16 protein-coding genes are annotated in these 16,662 nt (G+C 64.6%); 10 read left to right on the forward strand and 6 right to left on the reverse strand.

The genetic code is table 11. The features are described 5' to 3' along the window. Positions 1–119 precede the first annotated feature (119 nt). Positions 120–1,496, reverse strand: a complete 1,377-nt coding sequence (locus B5J99_RS11610; protein ID WP_054136161.1) for a cytochrome P450 — start codon at positions 1,494–1,496, stop codon at positions 120–122. 235 nt (positions 1,497–1,731) lie between these two features. Here B5J99_RS11610 and B5J99_RS11615 point away from each other — a divergent pair, with 235 nt between their 5' ends. The 6 genes from B5J99_RS11615 (at position 1,732) to B5J99_RS19925 (ending at position 6,915) form a co-directional block, all read left to right on the forward strand. After that, on the forward strand, positions 1,732–2,664 hold the full coding sequence (locus B5J99_RS11615; protein ID WP_117352459.1) for a hypothetical protein: 933 nt from the start codon (positions 1,732–1,734) through the stop codon (positions 2,662–2,664). Between the two features lie 112 nt (positions 2,665–2,776). Beyond that, on the forward strand, positions 2,777–3,769 hold the full coding sequence (locus B5J99_RS11620; protein WP_117352460.1) for an LLM class flavin-dependent oxidoreductase: 993 nt from the start codon (positions 2,777–2,779) through the stop codon (positions 3,767–3,769). Positions 3,770–3,774: 5 nt separating this feature from the next. Then, positions 3,775–4,488 carry an RluA family pseudouridine synthase gene (locus tag B5J99_RS11625; RefSeq protein ID WP_117352461.1) on the forward strand — a complete coding sequence of 238 codons (714 nt, stop codon included), beginning with the start codon at positions 3,775–3,777 and terminating at the stop codon, positions 4,486–4,488. Further along, positions 4,481–4,888 carry an alternative ribosome rescue aminoacyl-tRNA hydrolase ArfB gene (arfB, locus tag B5J99_RS11630; RefSeq protein WP_117352462.1) on the forward strand — a complete coding sequence of 136 codons (408 nt, stop codon included), beginning with the start codon at positions 4,481–4,483 and terminating at the stop codon, positions 4,886–4,888. The genes B5J99_RS11625 and arfB overlap by 8 nt, the downstream gene beginning before the upstream one ends. 25 nt (positions 4,889–4,913) lie before the next feature. Further along, positions 4,914–5,396 (forward strand): GAF domain-containing protein, encoded by a 483-nt coding sequence (locus B5J99_RS11635; protein WP_117352463.1) that lies wholly within the window; start codon positions 4,914–4,916, stop codon positions 5,394–5,396. A 193-nt stretch (positions 5,397–5,589) separates the two neighbouring features. Next, positions 5,590–6,915, forward strand: a complete 1,326-nt coding sequence (locus tag B5J99_RS19925; RefSeq protein ID WP_245991606.1) for an RcnB family protein — start codon at positions 5,590–5,592, stop codon at positions 6,913–6,915. 6 nt (positions 6,916–6,921) lie between these two features. Here the strand turns inward: B5J99_RS19925 and B5J99_RS11650 are convergent, their stop codons facing one another. The 4 genes from B5J99_RS11650 to B5J99_RS11665 all read right to left on the reverse strand — a co-directional run bounded on the left by B5J99_RS11650 (position 6,922) and on the right by B5J99_RS11665 (position 10,045). Further along, complete coding sequence (locus B5J99_RS11650) at positions 6,922–8,031, reverse strand: Rv3169 family protein (protein WP_117352464.1); 1,110 nt, start codon at positions 8,029–8,031, stop codon at positions 6,922–6,924. Then, on the reverse strand, positions 8,025–9,131 hold the full coding sequence (locus B5J99_RS11655) for a phosphotransferase (RefSeq protein ID WP_117352465.1): 1,107 nt from the start codon (positions 9,129–9,131) through the stop codon (positions 8,025–8,027). The genes B5J99_RS11650 and B5J99_RS11655 overlap by 7 nt, the downstream gene beginning before the upstream one ends. A 107-nt stretch (positions 9,132–9,238) precedes the next feature. Further along, positions 9,239–9,718 (reverse strand): DUF1465 family protein, encoded by a 480-nt coding sequence (locus B5J99_RS11660; RefSeq protein WP_069049651.1) that lies wholly within the window; start codon positions 9,716–9,718, stop codon positions 9,239–9,241. Between the two features lie 129 nt (positions 9,719–9,847). Next, positions 9,848–10,045: a YdcH family protein gene (locus B5J99_RS11665; RefSeq protein WP_054136142.1), complete on the reverse strand. Its 198-nt coding sequence runs from the start codon at positions 10,043–10,045 to the stop codon at positions 9,848–9,850. Between the two features lie 204 nt (positions 10,046–10,249). On the opposite strand from B5J99_RS11665, the gene B5J99_RS11670 reads away from it, so the two are divergent. Both B5J99_RS11670 and B5J99_RS11675 read left to right on the forward strand, forming a co-directional pair. Next, positions 10,250–10,408 carry a YdcH family protein gene (locus tag B5J99_RS11670; RefSeq protein ID WP_082382447.1) on the forward strand — a complete coding sequence of 53 codons (159 nt, stop codon included), beginning with the start codon at positions 10,250–10,252 and terminating at the stop codon, positions 10,406–10,408. Between the two features lie 314 nt (positions 10,409–10,722). Beyond that, entirely contained in the window at positions 10,723–11,844 is a 1,122-nt protein-coding gene (locus B5J99_RS11675) for a DUF5694 domain-containing protein (RefSeq protein WP_425456398.1), read from the forward strand. A 46-nt stretch (positions 11,845–11,890) separates the two neighbouring features. Here the strand turns inward: B5J99_RS11675 and B5J99_RS11680 are convergent, their stop codons facing one another. Beyond that, positions 11,891–12,961, reverse strand: coding sequence for a sensor histidine kinase (locus B5J99_RS11680; protein WP_117352467.1), 1,071 nt, complete (start codon positions 12,959–12,961; stop codon positions 11,891–11,893). 232 nt (positions 12,962–13,193) lie between these two features. On the opposite strand from B5J99_RS11680, the gene ptsP reads away from it, so the two are divergent. Together ptsP and B5J99_RS11690 are read left to right on the forward strand one after the other, a co-directional pair. Continuing rightward, on the forward strand, positions 13,194–15,476 hold the full coding sequence (gene ptsP, locus B5J99_RS11685) for a phosphoenolpyruvate--protein phosphotransferase (RefSeq protein WP_054136145.1): 2,283 nt from the start codon (positions 13,194–13,196) through the stop codon (positions 15,474–15,476). A 286-nt stretch (positions 15,477–15,762) separates the two neighbouring features. After that, complete coding sequence (locus tag B5J99_RS11690) at positions 15,763–16,539, forward strand: helix-turn-helix domain-containing protein (protein WP_162892576.1); 777 nt, start codon at positions 15,763–15,765, stop codon at positions 16,537–16,539. Positions 16,540–16,662 lie beyond the last annotated feature (123 nt).

The following is a 16,662-nucleotide window of genomic DNA, read 5'->3' on the forward strand; positions in this document are numbered from 1 at the left end:
CAGAGAAAACCCGTTTTCCAATCGTCATTCCCGCGAACGCGGGAATCCCGCTTTTTCGCGACGTCAGCGGCAGAAGCGGGACCCCCGCATGCGCGGGGGTGACGCAGAAGGCGGCGGGGTTAAAGTGTCTCGAAGCGCACCTTCAGTCCATCCTTGGGCTGCGGGATCGGCCAGGCCTGCCAGCCTGGCTCATAGCCCGGCTCGATGACGATGCGGTGCTGGCTGAGCACATGGTGCAGCAGCACCTTGATCTGCATGTACGCAAAGTGCAGCCCCAGGCACATATGCGCACCGCCGCCAAACGGCACCCAGGCGTATTTGTGGCGGTTGCGCGTCGCTTCGGGGGTGAAGCGCAGGGGATCGAACCTGTGCGGCTCGGGCCAGTGCTCTTCCTGCTTGTGGGTATAGGCCGCGCTGATGCTGACCGGAGTGCCCGCAGGGATGCGATAGCCGCCGAACTCGAAATCCTTGAGCGCGCGGCGCGGGGTCGAGGGCACCGGCGGGATCAGCCGCAGCGCTTCCTTGAATGCCATTTCGGTGAGCTCGAGATTGGGGAGCGCGTCATAGGGCATCGGCGCACCGGCAGGCGCATGCTCCAGCAGCTCGGCGCGAATCCTGTCCTGCCATTCGGGGTTCTTGGCGAGCAGCCAGATCAGCGAGCTTGCCGACGAGGTGATGGTGTCGTGCGCCGCCATCATCAGGAAGTTCATGTGATCGACCACCTCGTCGGTGGTGAGCAAACTGCCATCATCGCGCGTGGCGCGGCAGAACTGGCTGAACATGTCCGGCCCCTGCTGCTCGCGCCGCTGCAGCACCTGCGGGGTGAAATAGTCGACCAGGAATTTGCGTCCCGCCACGCCCTTGCCCATCTTGGTGAAGGGCAAAGGACGGCGCACCACGCCGATCGAGGCCTGCACCATGTCGACGAACGCGGTATTGATCTTGTCGGCTTCGGGGCCCCAGGGGATGCCGAGAAACGATGTCGCGGCCAGATCGAGCGTCAGCTTCTTGATCTCGGAGTAGAAGGTGATGTCCTTGTTCGACCATTGCAACACGCGCGCGCCGATGCCCTCGTTGAGCGATTCGGCATAATGGCGCATCGGCGCGGGCTTGAAGGCGATCGACAGCGCACGCCGGTCGGCGCGGTGATGATCGAAGTCCATCAGCATCAGTCCGCGCGGGAACAGCAGGTTGAGCACCGGGCCCCAGCCTTGCTCGGACGAGAACACCTTGTCGCGATCGAACAGTACCAGCTCGTTCGCATCCGCGCCGAACAGCGCGACCTGACGGCGACCGAAGGCATTGGTGCGGTAGACGGGGCCGTATTTGGCGCGCATTTCATTGCCGAACCCTTCCGGGTCGGCGAGCATCCTGAGCGTCACGCCCAGGATCGGCAGGCCATCCTCGCCCGGAATATGATCTAGCGCGTTGCTGCCGGGCAGGCGGGTCCAGTGCGGGTTGCCGCTGTCGCGCTGGATGCTGTGGTCGGGAAACATCTCGCGCTGGGCAGCAGGCGCTTGGGGAGCAAGGACGGTGGCCATGGGGGAATCCTCTGCACGGTTTTAATTGAGCCATTAAATACCAACTGACACCAATGTTAGCAAGCACTGTCTGACGGCTGGAAAATCATTCATCGTTAATTCAACTTGGTATTTGTATGAACAAACTACCGGGGCTCCGCTCCGCCGGCCCGCCGCGCCAGGACTTGCGGCGAGACAGGAAACCTTGGCTTTGACCCAATCTGCATTTCTTGAAAAGATCCGCATCCCGTCCCTTGGCCGGCGTGTCGTCCGTATCGCCGCTGTCGCGCTGGGCGCGGTCTCGCTGTCGGCCTGCGCCTATGGCGTGGGCGATTATGGCGGCTATGGTGGCGTTTCCGTGGGCGTGGGCAGCGGCGGCTATGCCGGTGGCTATGACCCTTATTGCGACGCCTATTCGGCCTGGGACGGCTTTTATGGCTGCGACGCCGGGCTGGGCTTTGGCCAGATCGGCTTTGGCGGCGGCTATTGGGACAATTTCTATTATCCCGGCTATGGCACGTGGATCTACGACCGCCCCGGCGGACGTCGCTTTGCGATGCAGAACCGGCACCGGCAGTATTGGGGTCAGCAGCGCTGGCAGTATCAGCAGCAGCGCCGCGGCGGCCGCCAGGAATTCCGCCAGGATCGGCGTGACGACCGCCGCGACTATCGTCGCGAGAACCGGCGCGAGACGCTCGATGATCGCCGCGACTGGCGCCAGGAACGCCGCAACAATGCCGGCGAGGTTCCGCGCACCCGGCAGGGCGAGCGCGAGCGTATGGGCGGCCTGACCCCCGAGGATCGCCAGCGTCGCATGGAACGCTGGGAGCAGCGCCAGCAGGATGCCATCGGCCAGCCCCGTCAGGGGCGCGAGGGACGTCGCAACTGGCAGGGCAATGGCGGAGCCGGCAATGGCCAGAGCATCGAGGGTCGCCAGGGTTTGGAAGGTCGGCAGGGCAGGCGCGGCGAGGGCCGCCAGCGCCCGACAATGCGCCAGCCTTCTCCCCAGGCACAGCCCGGCGGCGCACCCCCGCGCGCCGAGCGTCCGCAGCGTCAGCAGCGGATCGACCGGTCGCCGGGATCTGCGCCGCGTACTGTCCCCGACATGTCGGGACTGCGGCCACAGGACATGCAGGAAAACTGATCGCCTGATCGGCTGCTGACGCAGTCGCGCAGCCCGATCGGCCAGCGGCACAAGGGCCACCGAAACACCGGTGGCCCTTGTGACCCGCCCCAAATGCCCTATCATTGAGGGCATGGTACAATTTTCATTGCTCGACCAGTCGGTGCGCTTCGCCGATGTCCCTGCCGCCACCGCGCTTTCCGGCACGCTGGAGGCCGCGCGCCTGGCCGACCGGCTGGGCTATCACCGGCTGTGGGTGTCCGAGCATCACGCCAGCCGCTTCCTGTGCGGCAGCGCGCCGGAAATCCTGATGGCGGCGATGGGCGCGCATACCTCGCGGATCCGTCTGGGGTCGGGCGGGGTGATGCTGCCGCATTACAGCGCCTACAAGGTCGCCGAGCAGTTTGCAGTGCTGAGCAACCTCTATCCCGACCGGATCGATCTGGGCGTGGGTCGTGCGCCCGGCGGCGAGATGCGGGTCGCAGCGGCCCTGTCTGCGCCGCACCCGCCCTCGTTCCGCGATTTCCCCCAGCAGGTGGCCGATCTGGTCGGCTACATGACCGGGGATCTTGCCGAGCCGCGGCTCAGCCCCGAACCGGCGGGCGACATTCCGGTGTGGATCCTCGGCACCAGCCCCGACAGCGCGGTGCTCGCAGCGCAACTGGGGCTGCCTTATGCGCTCGCCTTGTTCATCAACCCGCAGGCAACGCCGGGGCTGACCGAGCTGTACCGCCACAATTTCCGCCCCAGCGCGACGCTGGACAAGCCCTATGTCATGCTCGCGACCACCGCCTTTGCCTGTGACGATGCCGATCAGGCCGATCTGCTGCGCAAGAATTATTTCCTCAACATCGCGCGGTTGCTCGGAGGCGGGCTTCAGCCTGCGGTGTCGCCCGAGGAAAGCCGCGATATGGGCTTTACCGAGCGCGAGGCGATGATCATCGGCGCGCAGGCGCGGATCGCTGCCTTCGGCACGCCCGATGTGGTGCGCGACAAGGTGGGGGCTTTGGTCGAGGCGTTCAGTGCGGACGAGGTGATGATCTCGTGCAACGCCTATCACCATGCCGACCGGATGCGCGCGATCGAACTGTTCGCGCGCAGCTTCGAGATGGCCGAGGCGGCCTGACGATCATGGGTTTTCACACACCAGCCTTTTGCGTCGCCGAGACGCTGCCGTTCATGGATGGCGAGGCGATCGTCATCGACAAGCCCGCGGGGCTTCCGGTCACCCAGCCGCGCAAGGGCGGGCGCAGTCTCGACGATTATCTCGTCCAGTTGCGCTTCGGCTTCCAGCGGTCGCCGACGGCTGTGCATCGGCTCGATCAGGACACGTCTGGCTGTCTGTTGCTGGCGCGCCACGCCAAGGCGGCCAAGCGCTTCGGAGCGGCGTTCGAGAGCGGCGCGGTGGAGAAGACCTATCTCGGGATCGTCGAGGGCGACCTCGATAACGACTTCGGCACGATCGACATCGCGCTGGGCAAGACCAGCACTGCCGAAGCTGGCTGGCGGATCGTGCCCGACGCCGCCGGCAAGCGCGCGGTGACTCACTGGAAGCGGATCGCGGCGACAGGAGGGCGGACGCTCGTCGAGTTCCGCCCCGAGACCGGACGCACCCACCAGATTCGCGTGCATGCGCTGCACGGGCTGGGCAAGCCGCTGCTCGGCGATCCGTTTTACGGCAAGAGCTATTCCTCGGGCCTGATGCTGCATGCAGCGGGGCTGGTGGTGCCGCGCGGGGACAAGCCGCCAGTGCTCGCCGCCGCACCGATGCCCAGGCGCTTCATCGATCTGGGATTTGGCCCCCAGCAAGACCAGAGCGTGGCCGAGGCGGCAGGCGATGAATGATTTCGCCGTCCCCGATCACGCAATCGTCTCCGAACGGTTCATCACTGCCTCCGGCCCTGGCGGCCAGAACGTCAACAAGGTGGCAACAGCGGTCCAGCTGCACGTCAATATTTACGCTCTAGGTTTGCCACCTTTGGTCTATAACAGACTGAAATCATTGGCAGGTAGCAAGATCAACCAGGAAGGCGAGCTGGTCATCCTGGCGCGCAACCACCGCACGCAGGAGGCCAATCGCAAGTTGGCGCGCGAACGCGTGTCGGCGATGCTGGCAGCGGCCTATGATCTGCCCGCCACCCGCGCGCGGTCGCGGCTTAACCGCGTGGGCAAGACCGAGCGGCTGGCGGGCAAGAAGAACCGGTCGACGGTGAAGAAGAACCGGGGTCGCGTCGCCTTCGACTGACCTTTTATTGTGTGAAAGCTTTGGCATGTACGCGTTTGAAATTGATGCAAATACTCCCAAACCCCAGCTGTATGACAACCTGCATTCCGCAGCATTTGCCTTGGTAGATGGCGAGCGTGACGGTGTCGCCAACATGGCCAATGTCGCTGCATTGCTGGGCCAGTTCCTGCCCGGGCTCAACTGGGCGGGCTTCTATCGCATGGTCGATGGCGAGCTGGTGCTGGGCCCTTTTGTGGGCAAGCCTGCCTGCATCCGCATCGCGCTGGGCAGCGGCGTCTGCGGCACCGCGGCAGCCAGCGGCGAAACCCAGCTGGTCGACGACGTCCATGCCTTTCCCGGTCACATCGCCTGCGATGCTGCGAGCCAGTCCGAGCTGGTGGTGCCCGTGATCCATGAAGGACAAGTGACCCATGTCATCGATCTCGACAGCCCGCATCTGGCGCGGTTCGATGCTGACGACCGCGCCGGGATCGAGCGGCTGGCAAGAACGCTCGCCGGACGCATCTGAACCCTTGCGTTAACCTGTTCGTGTGCGCTGCCCCATATTGAAACAGCCCGCGCCAGGGCACCCGGTTTTACATCGGTGCGATGGTGCAAACCCCCTGTAAATGCTAACAATCGCTTAACCAGGCTGGATGGGCGGGGGGCGGTTGCGTCCCTTTTCTGCGATGGCCTGCCCGATTGTCCGAGGGGAGTTAACCATGAAGAGCCGCGCTTTTGCTTCTGTGCGCCATGCTGCCGTTGCCGCCTGTATCGGTGGTGCAGTTTCGCTGGCCATGCCTGTTCAGGCCGCCGATTCGCAGCTGTCGCGGCCGCTGCCGTCGAGGCTCGATTTCAAGGCGGGCAGTGCCCTCAAGCGTGGACCGGTGGGCATGCCGTCCTATGGCGCGCGCATCCCGGTCGGCGCGCCTGCGTATGTCCGCCCGTTCCGTGGCTTCCTGCTGCCCCGCATTTGGATCGCGCCGACTTACTACATCTCCAACTGGCAGGGCTATGGCCTGGCCCGCCCGGCGCAGGGCTATGGCTGGTCGCGTTATTATGACGACGCCGTGCTGACCGATCGCAATGGCCGTGTGTATGACAGCGTGCAGGGCGTGAACTGGCAGGCGGCGCAGGCCGGGCAGGCAGTGGTCAGCCAGACCTATTCGCCCGATTACGATCCGTACAATTATGACGGCGATCTGCTGCTCGGCAACGATCAGGTGGTGCATGGCACGCATTGGGCACGGACCGCAGAAGACTCGGCGCCGGGAGTCGATTACGACCCCGATGATATGGCGCCTCCGCCTCCGGTCGCGCAATTTGACCGCGATTACGACCCCGCCTTTCTCGAAGCCTGCCGCCGTGACAGCGGTCTGGGTGGCGCGGCGATCGGCGCGGCTGCGGGCGGTCTTGCGGGCAATCGCATCGCAGGGCGCGGCAACCGCACCGGCGGGACGCTGATCGGTGCGGGCGTCGGCGCGGTCGCTGGCATGGTGCTCGACAAGGCGGAGGACCGCGAGCGCTGCAAGCGGCTGCTCGCTCGCGAGGCGCAGGGCGGATACGGCGTCAGCTACGGCCAGCCTCCCATCGCCCCGCCGCCTGGCTTTGCCGGTGACTACGACCCTGCCTTTCTCGAGGCCTGCCGCCGTGAAACCGGTCTGGGCGGCGCGGCGATCGGCGCGGCTGTCGGCGGTCTTGCGGGCAACCGCGTCGCCGGACGCGGCAACCGCACCGGTGGCACGCTGATCGGCGCGGGCGTCGGCGCCGTCGCCGGAATGGTGATCGACAAGGCCGAGGACCGCGAACGCTGCAGGCGTCTGCTCGCCCAACAGGGGGCCGGCTATCCGCCGCCTCCGGGGCAGGGCGGCTATCCACCCCCGCCGCCGGGATATTATTATTACTACCCGCCGCCGATCGTCACCACGGTGACGATCACGCCTGCTGCCTGCAATTGCACCGAAGAGGTGGTGGTGACCGAGACGGTTCCCGTTCGCCACCGCCCCAGGGTCTATCGCAGCAAGAACGTGAAAGTGCACGCCAGATAGGCGGTTTCAGTCCTTGGAGCGGCTGACCGGCGAATCGACATAGCCGGTCAGTCCCCAGGGTTCATAGGGTCCGAGCACCAGCTGTTCGAACGTGCCCAGCCCCTGTTCGCCTTCGCTGGTGGTGACGCGGCAGAGGATTTGCACGTGCAGGTTTTCCATCGTCGGTGCCATCGGATCGATTGCGGCAAGATCGATGACATCGCGCTCTACCACCAGGGGCCCGTGGTGGCGGCCATGACCCCATTTCGGACAGGTATAGCCCAGCCCGCGCATCTGGAACCGCTGCACCGGCTCGAAGGTCACGGCGAGTGGCCCGGTATCGGTCTGGATCGTCAGCGTCCCGCCTGCGGGCCAGCGGGTGCCGGGCTCGATCTGCGTCTCCAGCAGCGCCGAGGGCGTCTCATCGAACCCGTCATGCCCGGCGCCATCGGGTGCGACCACCGCGCGGGTGTTCCACGCCGATCCCGATCGGTGTGCGTTGAGGTGGAAGAACAGGCTGCGGCTGGGCAGGTTGATCGGGGTCCATTGCCAGAAGAATGCCGGTTGCGAGCTGCCGGAATGCGGCTGCGCATCAGGCGCGCCGATCGGGCGCACGCCCCAGCTGCGGTCGCGGGTTCCCGCGCAGCCTGGCGCCAGCTCGACCCGCTCGCCATCGATTTCGATCCAGCCGCTATAGTGCCCGTTCTGGGTCATTCGGGTGTAGTCCATGAAGGTGCGCGGACCGTTGCGGAAGGTGAAGCGCGGCTCTTCGATCGGGAAGGCGCGGCCGGTGAAGGTGATGTCGGCCCGGATGCCTTCACCGTCCACCAGGATGCGCAAGACCCTGAGCGGCTCGATCACCTCGATGCGGATCGGCCCTACGGCCATGTCCATCCGCTCCATGGCAAGCTCGCGCGAGGCGTGAAGAGCATGCTGCAACCCGTTGCGAATGAATGAAAAGCTCGCATCTGCGATATCGAGATGGGGGTAGACGCCAAAGGCCAGCGCGAAGAAGCCGGTGCCATCGGGGTTATAGCCGTTGAAGAAATAGCGGTCGTAAAAATTGCGGTCGGTGCCAGCATAGGCGATCGGCTCTGCGGTCTGGTGCAGCGGGTAATCATCGCCTCGGGTCAGCATGTCGTGGTCTCCGTGTTGCGCTCCGCATGGCATAGCAGCGCGCCGATGCTGTCGTGGTCCAGCGCCAGGCTGCACGCGCCGCGCGCCATCGACAGGAAGTTGGCATCGCCGCGGGCTGTGCGCTCGACAAAGGCGGCGCTGAACACCGCGGTCGACAGCCCCGACAGCGCGCCGATGCGGTAATCGTCCCAGATCGTGTTGCTGCTGCGCGGCACGCCGTGGCGGGTCATTTCGGCGCAATACAGATCGATCAGCTCGGCTTCGTGCGCGCGGCGCAGATCGGTGCCGATGCCGGTGCCCAGAAAATAGCCAAGATCGCTGGTGCCTGCACCAGTGACGCAGGTCTGCCAGTCGACCACCGCCAGAGGCTCTGCACCGCCGCGAATGTCAAACAGCATATTGTCGAGCCGGAAGTCGCCATGGGTGAGGCAGCGTGTGCCGGGCTGCCAGCCGAACCAGTGCGGCGCAGCGTCGGCCAGCGCCTCGCAGATGGCGAGGTATTCGGGCTCGAGCTGCCCCGCATAACGCTCGCGGAACACGGCCTGCGCGCCGGGATAGGACTGGATGATCCAGTCGCGCGCTTGCGGATCGGGGAGCAGCCAGTCCTCGTCCAGCACGCTCAGATTGTCGGTTGACGCGTGCAGCGATGCCGCCTGACACACCGCCAGCCGGGCCTCGTCGAGCGTGCAGGACGCCAATTGGTCGCCAGCGCGCGCCGGGCCCAGATCCTCGAACAGCAGGATGAAATCGCATCCGGTCGGCTCGATCAGCGCGGCATAGACCTTGGGTACCCGCATCGCGACCAGGGGGGCGATGCGGGCATAGAAGTTGACCTCACGCAGATAGAGCCGGAAATGCGCCGCGGTCGAGCGGCTGGTGGCGTCGCGCGAAGGCAGCTTGGCAGCGATCGAGGCCGGGGCGCCGGGGGCAGGGCGGTCATAGGCCAGCGCGATCCGTACGGTATCGCCCACCTGACCGGTGCCGATCGACGCGCAGGTGATGGCGGCAATCCGCGCGCCGCCCAGCACGCCCGCATTGTCGAGCTGCGCCTGCAGCCAGTCCGGCGTGATATCCTCCGCCCGCGTTGGAAACGCCTCCATGCCATTCCTCTCCGCCGGTTCTGACCCGGTCGATAATTTAATCGTATGATTAAACCAGCGCGGAAGGATTGCAATCGCTCAGTTGGGCAGGGGGCAGATGCGCCGTGTCAGGCGAGTTCGCTGGCGAGCCGCGCCTGCATCTGCAGCACTGCGGGGCGCAAGGCGGTTTCCTCGACAAAACCCAGCCGCTCGGCCTCGAGCGACTTTTCCAGCCGGACCAGCCGGTCGAGCAGGTGCTGGGTTTCTTGCACCAGCCGCTGGGCTTCCTGCGGCAGACGCGCAACCACGAACGGATCGCTCGAGGTGCACTTGCCCAGCGAACGGCTGCGGCTGTGCAACTGGTGCAGCGAGAGTTCGCCTGCGAAATAGGCCTTCTGGTTGAGCAGCCAGGCGATCGAATGCATCAGTCGGGTGGTCACGCGCAGCGATTCGCACGACATGTCGATGCGAATGTCGTCATGCCGGGTAAGCCCCTGGTCTTCTGGCGTCAGCTCGAAATAGGACCGCGCCTCGTCGGCCAGCACCATCGCCTCGACATAGAGCGACTCGACCAGTTTGACCGTGAAAGGGAATTGGTGGTTGGACATGCCCCATCCTTGCCAAAATCCCGTGGGGCTGCCCAGCCGGAACCTATGGTTAAGCCCGCAAACACCGCGCTTGTGTCAACGCGGAACAGTTGCGCCTGTCTGGATGAAGGCGCGATGCGGTCGTGGCGATCAGGCGATGATGTCGGGGATCAGATAATCTTCGAGCATGGCGATCTGGTCGCGCAGCAGCAGCTTGCGCTTCTTCAGCCGGGCAAGCTGCAGCATGTCGGTGGTGCCGCCGTTGCTCAACGAGCCGATGGCATGATCGAGGTCGCGATGTTCGATGCGCAGCAAGGCCAGCTTCTGCCGGACTTCTTCCTCTGTCACGCGCGACGCCTTTCCAGACCTGGCCGGGCCGCATCGGGCACCGGATTATCCTGTGGGCAGACCACACGCCTGCCGATTGTCGCGGTTATGGAATGTTTCGCCGCATTGCAAGCGCACCTGTGCATAACACCACAGACAGCCCATAAATTTTATGTTTAGATCACGATCCCAAGATGAGAAGGCAACGAGTCGAAGGAGACATACATGCTGCAAGACAGTCATACGCAAGCTCTCATGGCCAAGCATGCCGGGATTGAACGGATGATCCACGACGAGGAACGCAGGCCGGCGCCCGATACCGCGCTGATTGCCAAGCTCAAGAAGCAGAAACTGCGCATCAAGGAAGAGATCAGCCTGCATTGATCAACTGATCTGATCTAGAGCGGACCGGGGCAGATCCCGGACGCCAAATCCAAGCCCGGCGCGTCTGACGAGGGGTCAGATCGCGCGCCGGGCGACGGGGAGGGGCGAAAATGCCCTCCGCCAGCTGGAGCAACGGCTCGCTGGACATGATTCCTTCCCATCAAGGGCAATTCACACCAGGGGCAGAATGCACGTGCGGGCGAATGCGGTCCGCGCGATGCAGGCGTGGCTGCGTATGGGGCAGCGCAGCGGCCATGGACAGCCAATCTGATATGGTGTACCAATACAGCAACACACATCAAGGAAGGGGGGGCATGAGTTCGGACCGCATGACAGTATTCGGCCTTTTCAGGACGCGCATGATGCTGGGTGTGGGGATAGCGCTTTGCGCCCTGCCTGTATCCGCGCAGTCCTATCGTCCCAGCTTCGATCCCAGCGCCCTGAAGCTGCCCGCCAGCAGCACGCCGAATGAGGTGCTGGTCCTCGGCACGCCGCACCTGTCCGGGCTTCCCGACAGCTTCACGCCCGACATGCTCGCGCCATTGCTCGACCGGCTCGCCGCGTGGCGTCCAACGGCGATTGCGACCGAGGACCTTTCCGGCCTGCAGTGCGACAGTCTGCGCCGCTATCCTTCACGGTACGCAGAGACGGTAAAGACCTACTGCTTCGATCCCGCTCCAGCGGGGCAAGCCACCGGGCTCGACGTTCCAGCGGCCAATGCCGAGGCGGAACGCCTGCTCGCCGCGTGGCCGGCAGCACCCGCCCCCGCGCAGCGTCGGCAGCTGGCAGCGATATTCCTCGCTTCGGGCGAACGCGGGTCGGCGCTGGTGCAGTGGCTCAGGCTGCCAGCCGAGGAACGCCGAGCAGGAGACGGCCTGACCGACGCTCTTGTCACCACGCTGGAGAAAGCCCGGACGCGGCGCAACGAGACCTATCTGGTCGCTGCCACGCTTGCCGCGCGGCTTGGGCTCGAGCGGCTGTGGAGCGTCGACGATCACTCTGCGGACTCGCCTGGACCTGTCGTCCCAGAAGAGATCCAGGCAAATGAAGCAGCGATCATGAAGGCCTGGGACAACCCGGCAACTTGCGCACGTCGGGCCGAAAGCGAGCAGCTGACCGCAAGACTGGCGCAGCCCGATGCCCTGCTGAACCTCTACCGCGCCTATAACGCACCCGACGCGCCCATGCTCGTTTATCGATCGGATTTCGGGGCCGCTCTGGCCGAGCCGTCGCCCCAGGGCTTTGGCAGGCAATATGTCGGTTATTGGGAAACGCGGAATTTGCGCATGGTGGCAAATATGCGCGACATCATCGGTCGCTATCCGGGAACGCGCCTGCTGACCATCGTCGGCGCATCGCACAAGGGCTATTACGAAGCGTATCTGAATCAAATGCACGACGTCCATCTGGCCGATGCCGGTGCGGTTCTTCGCTAGGGCTTAATCCGGAACCCATGCATCGCACTTTGGTGCGCGCGGGTTTTTATGCCACACCATTTTCCGCCTCGTCATTCTCCGCGACTTCACGCCCGATTTTTCGCGTATGGATCAGCGAGACGCGCGTGCCCGGCGCGGCATCCTTGACGGAGATTATCGCCCCCAGCTGCTTGGCGAGCGCCTGAATGATGCGGGTGCCGAGCCCGGCCTGGGTATCTTCGGCATCCGCGTCCATGCCGATGCCGTCGTCCGACACCGAAAGCGTCCAGTCGTCTGCGTCTGCGGTATAGCCGACAACGACATGGCCGATGCGTCCATCCGGAAACGCGTGCTTGAGCGCGTTAATCACCAGTTCGGTCACGACCAGACCCATGCTCACCGAAACGTCCCCGTCGATCAGAACCGGGTCGACCCGCGTCGTCAGCGTCAACCTCTTGCGGTCGTGAATCATCGAAGCGCCGATGCTGGCGCACAATTGCGTCAGATACGGCGAAAGTTCGACGGCTCCGCCATCGGACTGGGCGAGGTGGCGCTGCAGGGTCGCGATCGACATGACGCGCTGATGCGCATCGCTCAGATGGCCGCGTGCCTCCTCAGACTGCACCTTGCGGGCACTCTGCATCAGAATGCTTGCGATGATCTGCAGGCTGTTGGCCACCCGGTGCTGCATCTCGTGCAGGAGCGCCGCGTTGGTCCGGATCAGCTCCTTGTGGCGCTTGTCGTCCTTGCGTGTCTCGGTGACGTCGATGACCGTGACCAGCATCCGCGAATTGTCGATGTCGCCATATTCAAGCAGTTGCGCCTTGATCACCACACAGCGTGTCGCGCCGGCGCTGGTCAGAATCTCCATCTCATAGGCTTCGATATCCGCCGCGCCTGACAGGGTCGCGTCGATCAGCGAGTGCAGCCGCGGCAGGTCCCAATGGTGGTGGTCCAGATCATAGATGGTCTGTCCGGTAACGGTTGCAGGATCGATCCCGAACGCGGCGCAAAAGCTGTCGCTCGCGGCAACAATGGTCAGCTTGTCGTCGAGCAGCAACAGCGGTGCATTGGACGCAAGCACGACCGCCAGCCCCAGCGAGCGGCCCAGATTGATCGGTGTTTGATCGGCAGCCATGTGGCACGCCCTTCCGGTTGCCCGGACCGCAAGACGCGGCCTTGTTGGCATCCCATTTTTGAAGCCGATATGGATCGGCAAAAACCGAATACTGTCCCGATATTCGTCTGCTAGCATGCCGGTGGCATCCATCGCGCACGAATTTGTAACGGGTGGGGACGCAACCCCTCGCTGCCAAATCGGGGCCAACCCCCGATAGCCTAGCGCGCAACTGCGTGCTAGACCTCCGCCCATGTCGGAAGCCCAGATCAACGCCACCCTTGCCGCCCGCAACATCCTGACCCGTCTGCACGACGTTATGGCCGCACGATCCAATGCGCAGGCCAAGCTCAACCAGGTGGTGGACATCATCGGCGATTCGCTCAACAGCGAGGTGTGCTCGATCTATCTGCTGCGCGAAGGCGTGCTCGAGCTGTTCGCCACCCGCGGTCTCAACCAGGAGGCGGTCCATGTCACAAAGCTGGCCCTGGGGCAGGGGCTTACGGGCACGATCGCCAAGAATGTCGAGACGCTGAACCTTGCCGAGGCCACCGCGCACCCGGACTTTCAGTATCGCCCCGAAACCGGCGAGGAAAAGTTCCACAGCTTTGCCGGAGTTCCCATCGTCCGCATGGAGCGCGCGATCGGGGTGCTGTGCATCCAGCATGTCGAACCGCGCCGCTATCTCGAGGTCGAGATCGAGGCGATGCAGACGGTGGCGATGGTGCTGTCAGAGCTGATCGCCAATGCCGAGATGGTCGACGAACACGGCACCTTTGACGGGCAGGCCGAGCTCACCCATTCGCAACACGAGATCGGCTTTCCGCTGGTCGCGGGTCTTGCCAGCGGCAAGGCGGTATTCCACCAGCCGCGCATCACCATCGAGCATGTCGTGGCCGAGGACGTCGAGGCCGAGCGCCAGCGGGTCTATTCGGCCTTCATCAAGATGCGCGAGCAGATCGACAAGATGTCGAGCCAGGCCGAATTCGGCACCGGTGGCGAGCACGACGAGGTGCTCGAGACCTACAAGATGTTCGCTTATGATGAAGGCTGGTCGCGCAGGATCAACGAGGCGATCGACAGCGGCCTGACTGCGGAAGCCGCGATCGAGCGCGTCCAGCAGCGCACCCGGATGCGGATGCGCCAGATCGACGATCCGCTGCTCGCCGACCGGATGCACGATCTGGAGGACCTTTCCAACCGGCTTCTGCGCATCGTCTCGGGCCAGATCGGCACCGCAGCGCAGATGGGCCTGAGGCAGGACACCATCCTCATCGCGCGCAACCTGGGCCCGGCCGAACTGCTCGAATATGACCGGCGGCGGCTCAAGGGGGTGATCCTCGAGGAAGGATCGCTCACCGCGCATGTGACGATCGTGGCGCGCGCAATGGGGATCCCGGTGATGGGGCGGATGCGCAACATCCGCCACCAGGTGCGCCAGGACGACCACCTGCTGATCGACACCAACGAGAATTCGGTGCTCATCCGCCCCGCGCCGCAGGTGATCGAGGCGTTCGAGCAGAAGTTCCTGCGCAGCCGCGAGAAGATGGCGGCCTATGCCGCGCTGCGCGATGTCGAGCCTGTGAGCAAGGACGGCACGCGAATCGGGGTGCTGATCAACGCAGGCCTGCGCGACGACATTGCGCATCTTTCGGTTTCGGGCGCCGATGGCGTCGGGCTGTTCCGGACAGAATTCCAGTTTCTCGTCTCCGCGACATTGCCGCAGCGCGAGCGGCAGCTGCGCCTGTACCGCGACGTTCTCGATGCGGCAGGCGAAAAGCCGGTGATCTTCCGCACGCTCGACATCGGCGGCGACAAGTCGCTGCCTTATCTGCGCGAGGACGGGCCGGGCGAGGAGAACCCCGCAATGGGCTGGCGCGCGCTGCGGCTGGCGCTGGAGCGCGACGGGCTGCTCAAGGTGCAGGCGCGCGCGCTGATCGAGGCGGCTGCAGGGCGCACGCTCAACGTCATGTTCCCGATGGTGGCAGAGCCGTGGGAGTTTGATGCCGCGCGGCAGGTATTCGAAGACCAGCTCGCGTTCCTGAAGGCGCGCAAGAAGATGTTGCCAGAGCGCATCCGCTACGGCGCGATGCTCGAGGTGCCTGCGCTTGCCGAAACGCTTGATATCCTTGGACCAAAGCTCGATTTCCTGTCGATCGGCACCAACGATCTCACCCAGTTCCTGCTGGCAGCTGACCGCGCTCACCCCAAATTGGCGCAGCGCTACGACTGGATCTCGGCCTCGATCCTGCGCTTCCTGCGCCGGGTGGTCCGCGACGTTGCACCCTATAACATCGACGTCACAGTATGCGGCGAAATGGGCGGGCGGCAGCTCGAGGCGCTGGCGCTGCTCGGCATCGGCATGCGGCGGCTGTCGATCACGCCCGCTGCCGTCGGGCCGATCAAGGCCATGGTGCGCTCGCTCGACATCGCGGCGGCCAGTGCCAAGATGGAAGAGCTGCTGAGCCATCCGCCTGCCGACATGCGCGGCGAACTGCTCGCCTGGGCGCAGGCACAAGGGGTCGAGCTGGCGTGACCCGCAAAGGTTTGCAATACTCCGTCAAGAGGCAGTTCAGTTACATCTGTTTGCATAGATAAGCCCGCTGGAATCGCCCAAAAACGTTGACTTTGGCGGCCATTCGTTGTTTCTGCTGGGCAGGGGCAATACTACAACCGGGTAAACCCGGGTCGGGAGCGCGCACGTGGCCAAGACGCCAGAGGAAGCACAAGGCGAACCATCAGCAGATGGTGCGGAGACGGGAAGTTTGTTCCCACCCGCCCATGCCGGAGAACGTCTGCGCGACGCGCGTGTGGCACACAAGATGACGCTCGACGACGTCGCCTCGCGCACCCGCATTCCCGTTCGTCATCTTGAATCGATCGAGGCGGGCCAATTCGCCGGGCTGCCCGGACGCACTTATGCGATTGGCTTCGGCCGCGCCTATGCCCGCGCTGTCGATCTTCCCGAAGAAGAGATTGCGCAGGCGATCCGCGAAGCTCTGGGCAGTTCGTCCGCCGGGCCGTCGCGTGAAGCGACCCAGTTCGATCTCGACGAGCCCAGCAAGGTTCCATCGGCGCGGATCGCGTGGCTGGCCGCTGCGGTGGGCGCGGTCATCCTGATTGCCGGGTTCGGCATCTGGCGGACTTATTTCTTCCCGGGCGCCAATGTCGAGGAGCTTGCGCAGGCAGCCGACGCCGAAGCAGGCAGCGTGCGCGCCCCGGCGGCCGGTGCTGCCGCCAATCGCAAGCCCGCCGCTGCCGCCGCCGCCGTCGATCCCAAGGCCGAAGTCGTGTTCACCGCGACCGAGGACAATATCTGGATCAAGTTCTACGATGGCGAAGGCAAGCAGCTGATGCAGAAGCAGATGGCGCTGGGTGAGCAGTACACCGTGCCTGCCGATGCCGTGGCCCCGCAGGTGTGGACCGGACGTCCGGACGCGTTCGAGATCACCGTGGGCGGTCGCACCGTGGCGCCGCTGGGCACATCGGAGGTTGCGGTCAAGGATGTTCCCGTAACCGCCACCGCTCTGCTGGCGCGTCCCGCAGAGCCTGCGCAGCAATCAACCGAGGCCAGCACCGGCACCGATCAGGCGGGATGAACCCCGCCAGCGCTGGTCAACTCAGGTTCAGCGACGTCATGACATCAATTTTGTGACGGCCCGGCTTTGACGAAAGCGGTGGGCACCGTATAGATTCGCCTGCGAACACTTTTTGAGCTGGAG

The sequence above is a fragment of the Blastomonas fulva genome, from assembly GCF_003431825.1.
Classification (GTDB): Bacteria; Pseudomonadota; Alphaproteobacteria; order Sphingomonadales; family Sphingomonadaceae; genus Blastomonas; species Blastomonas fulva.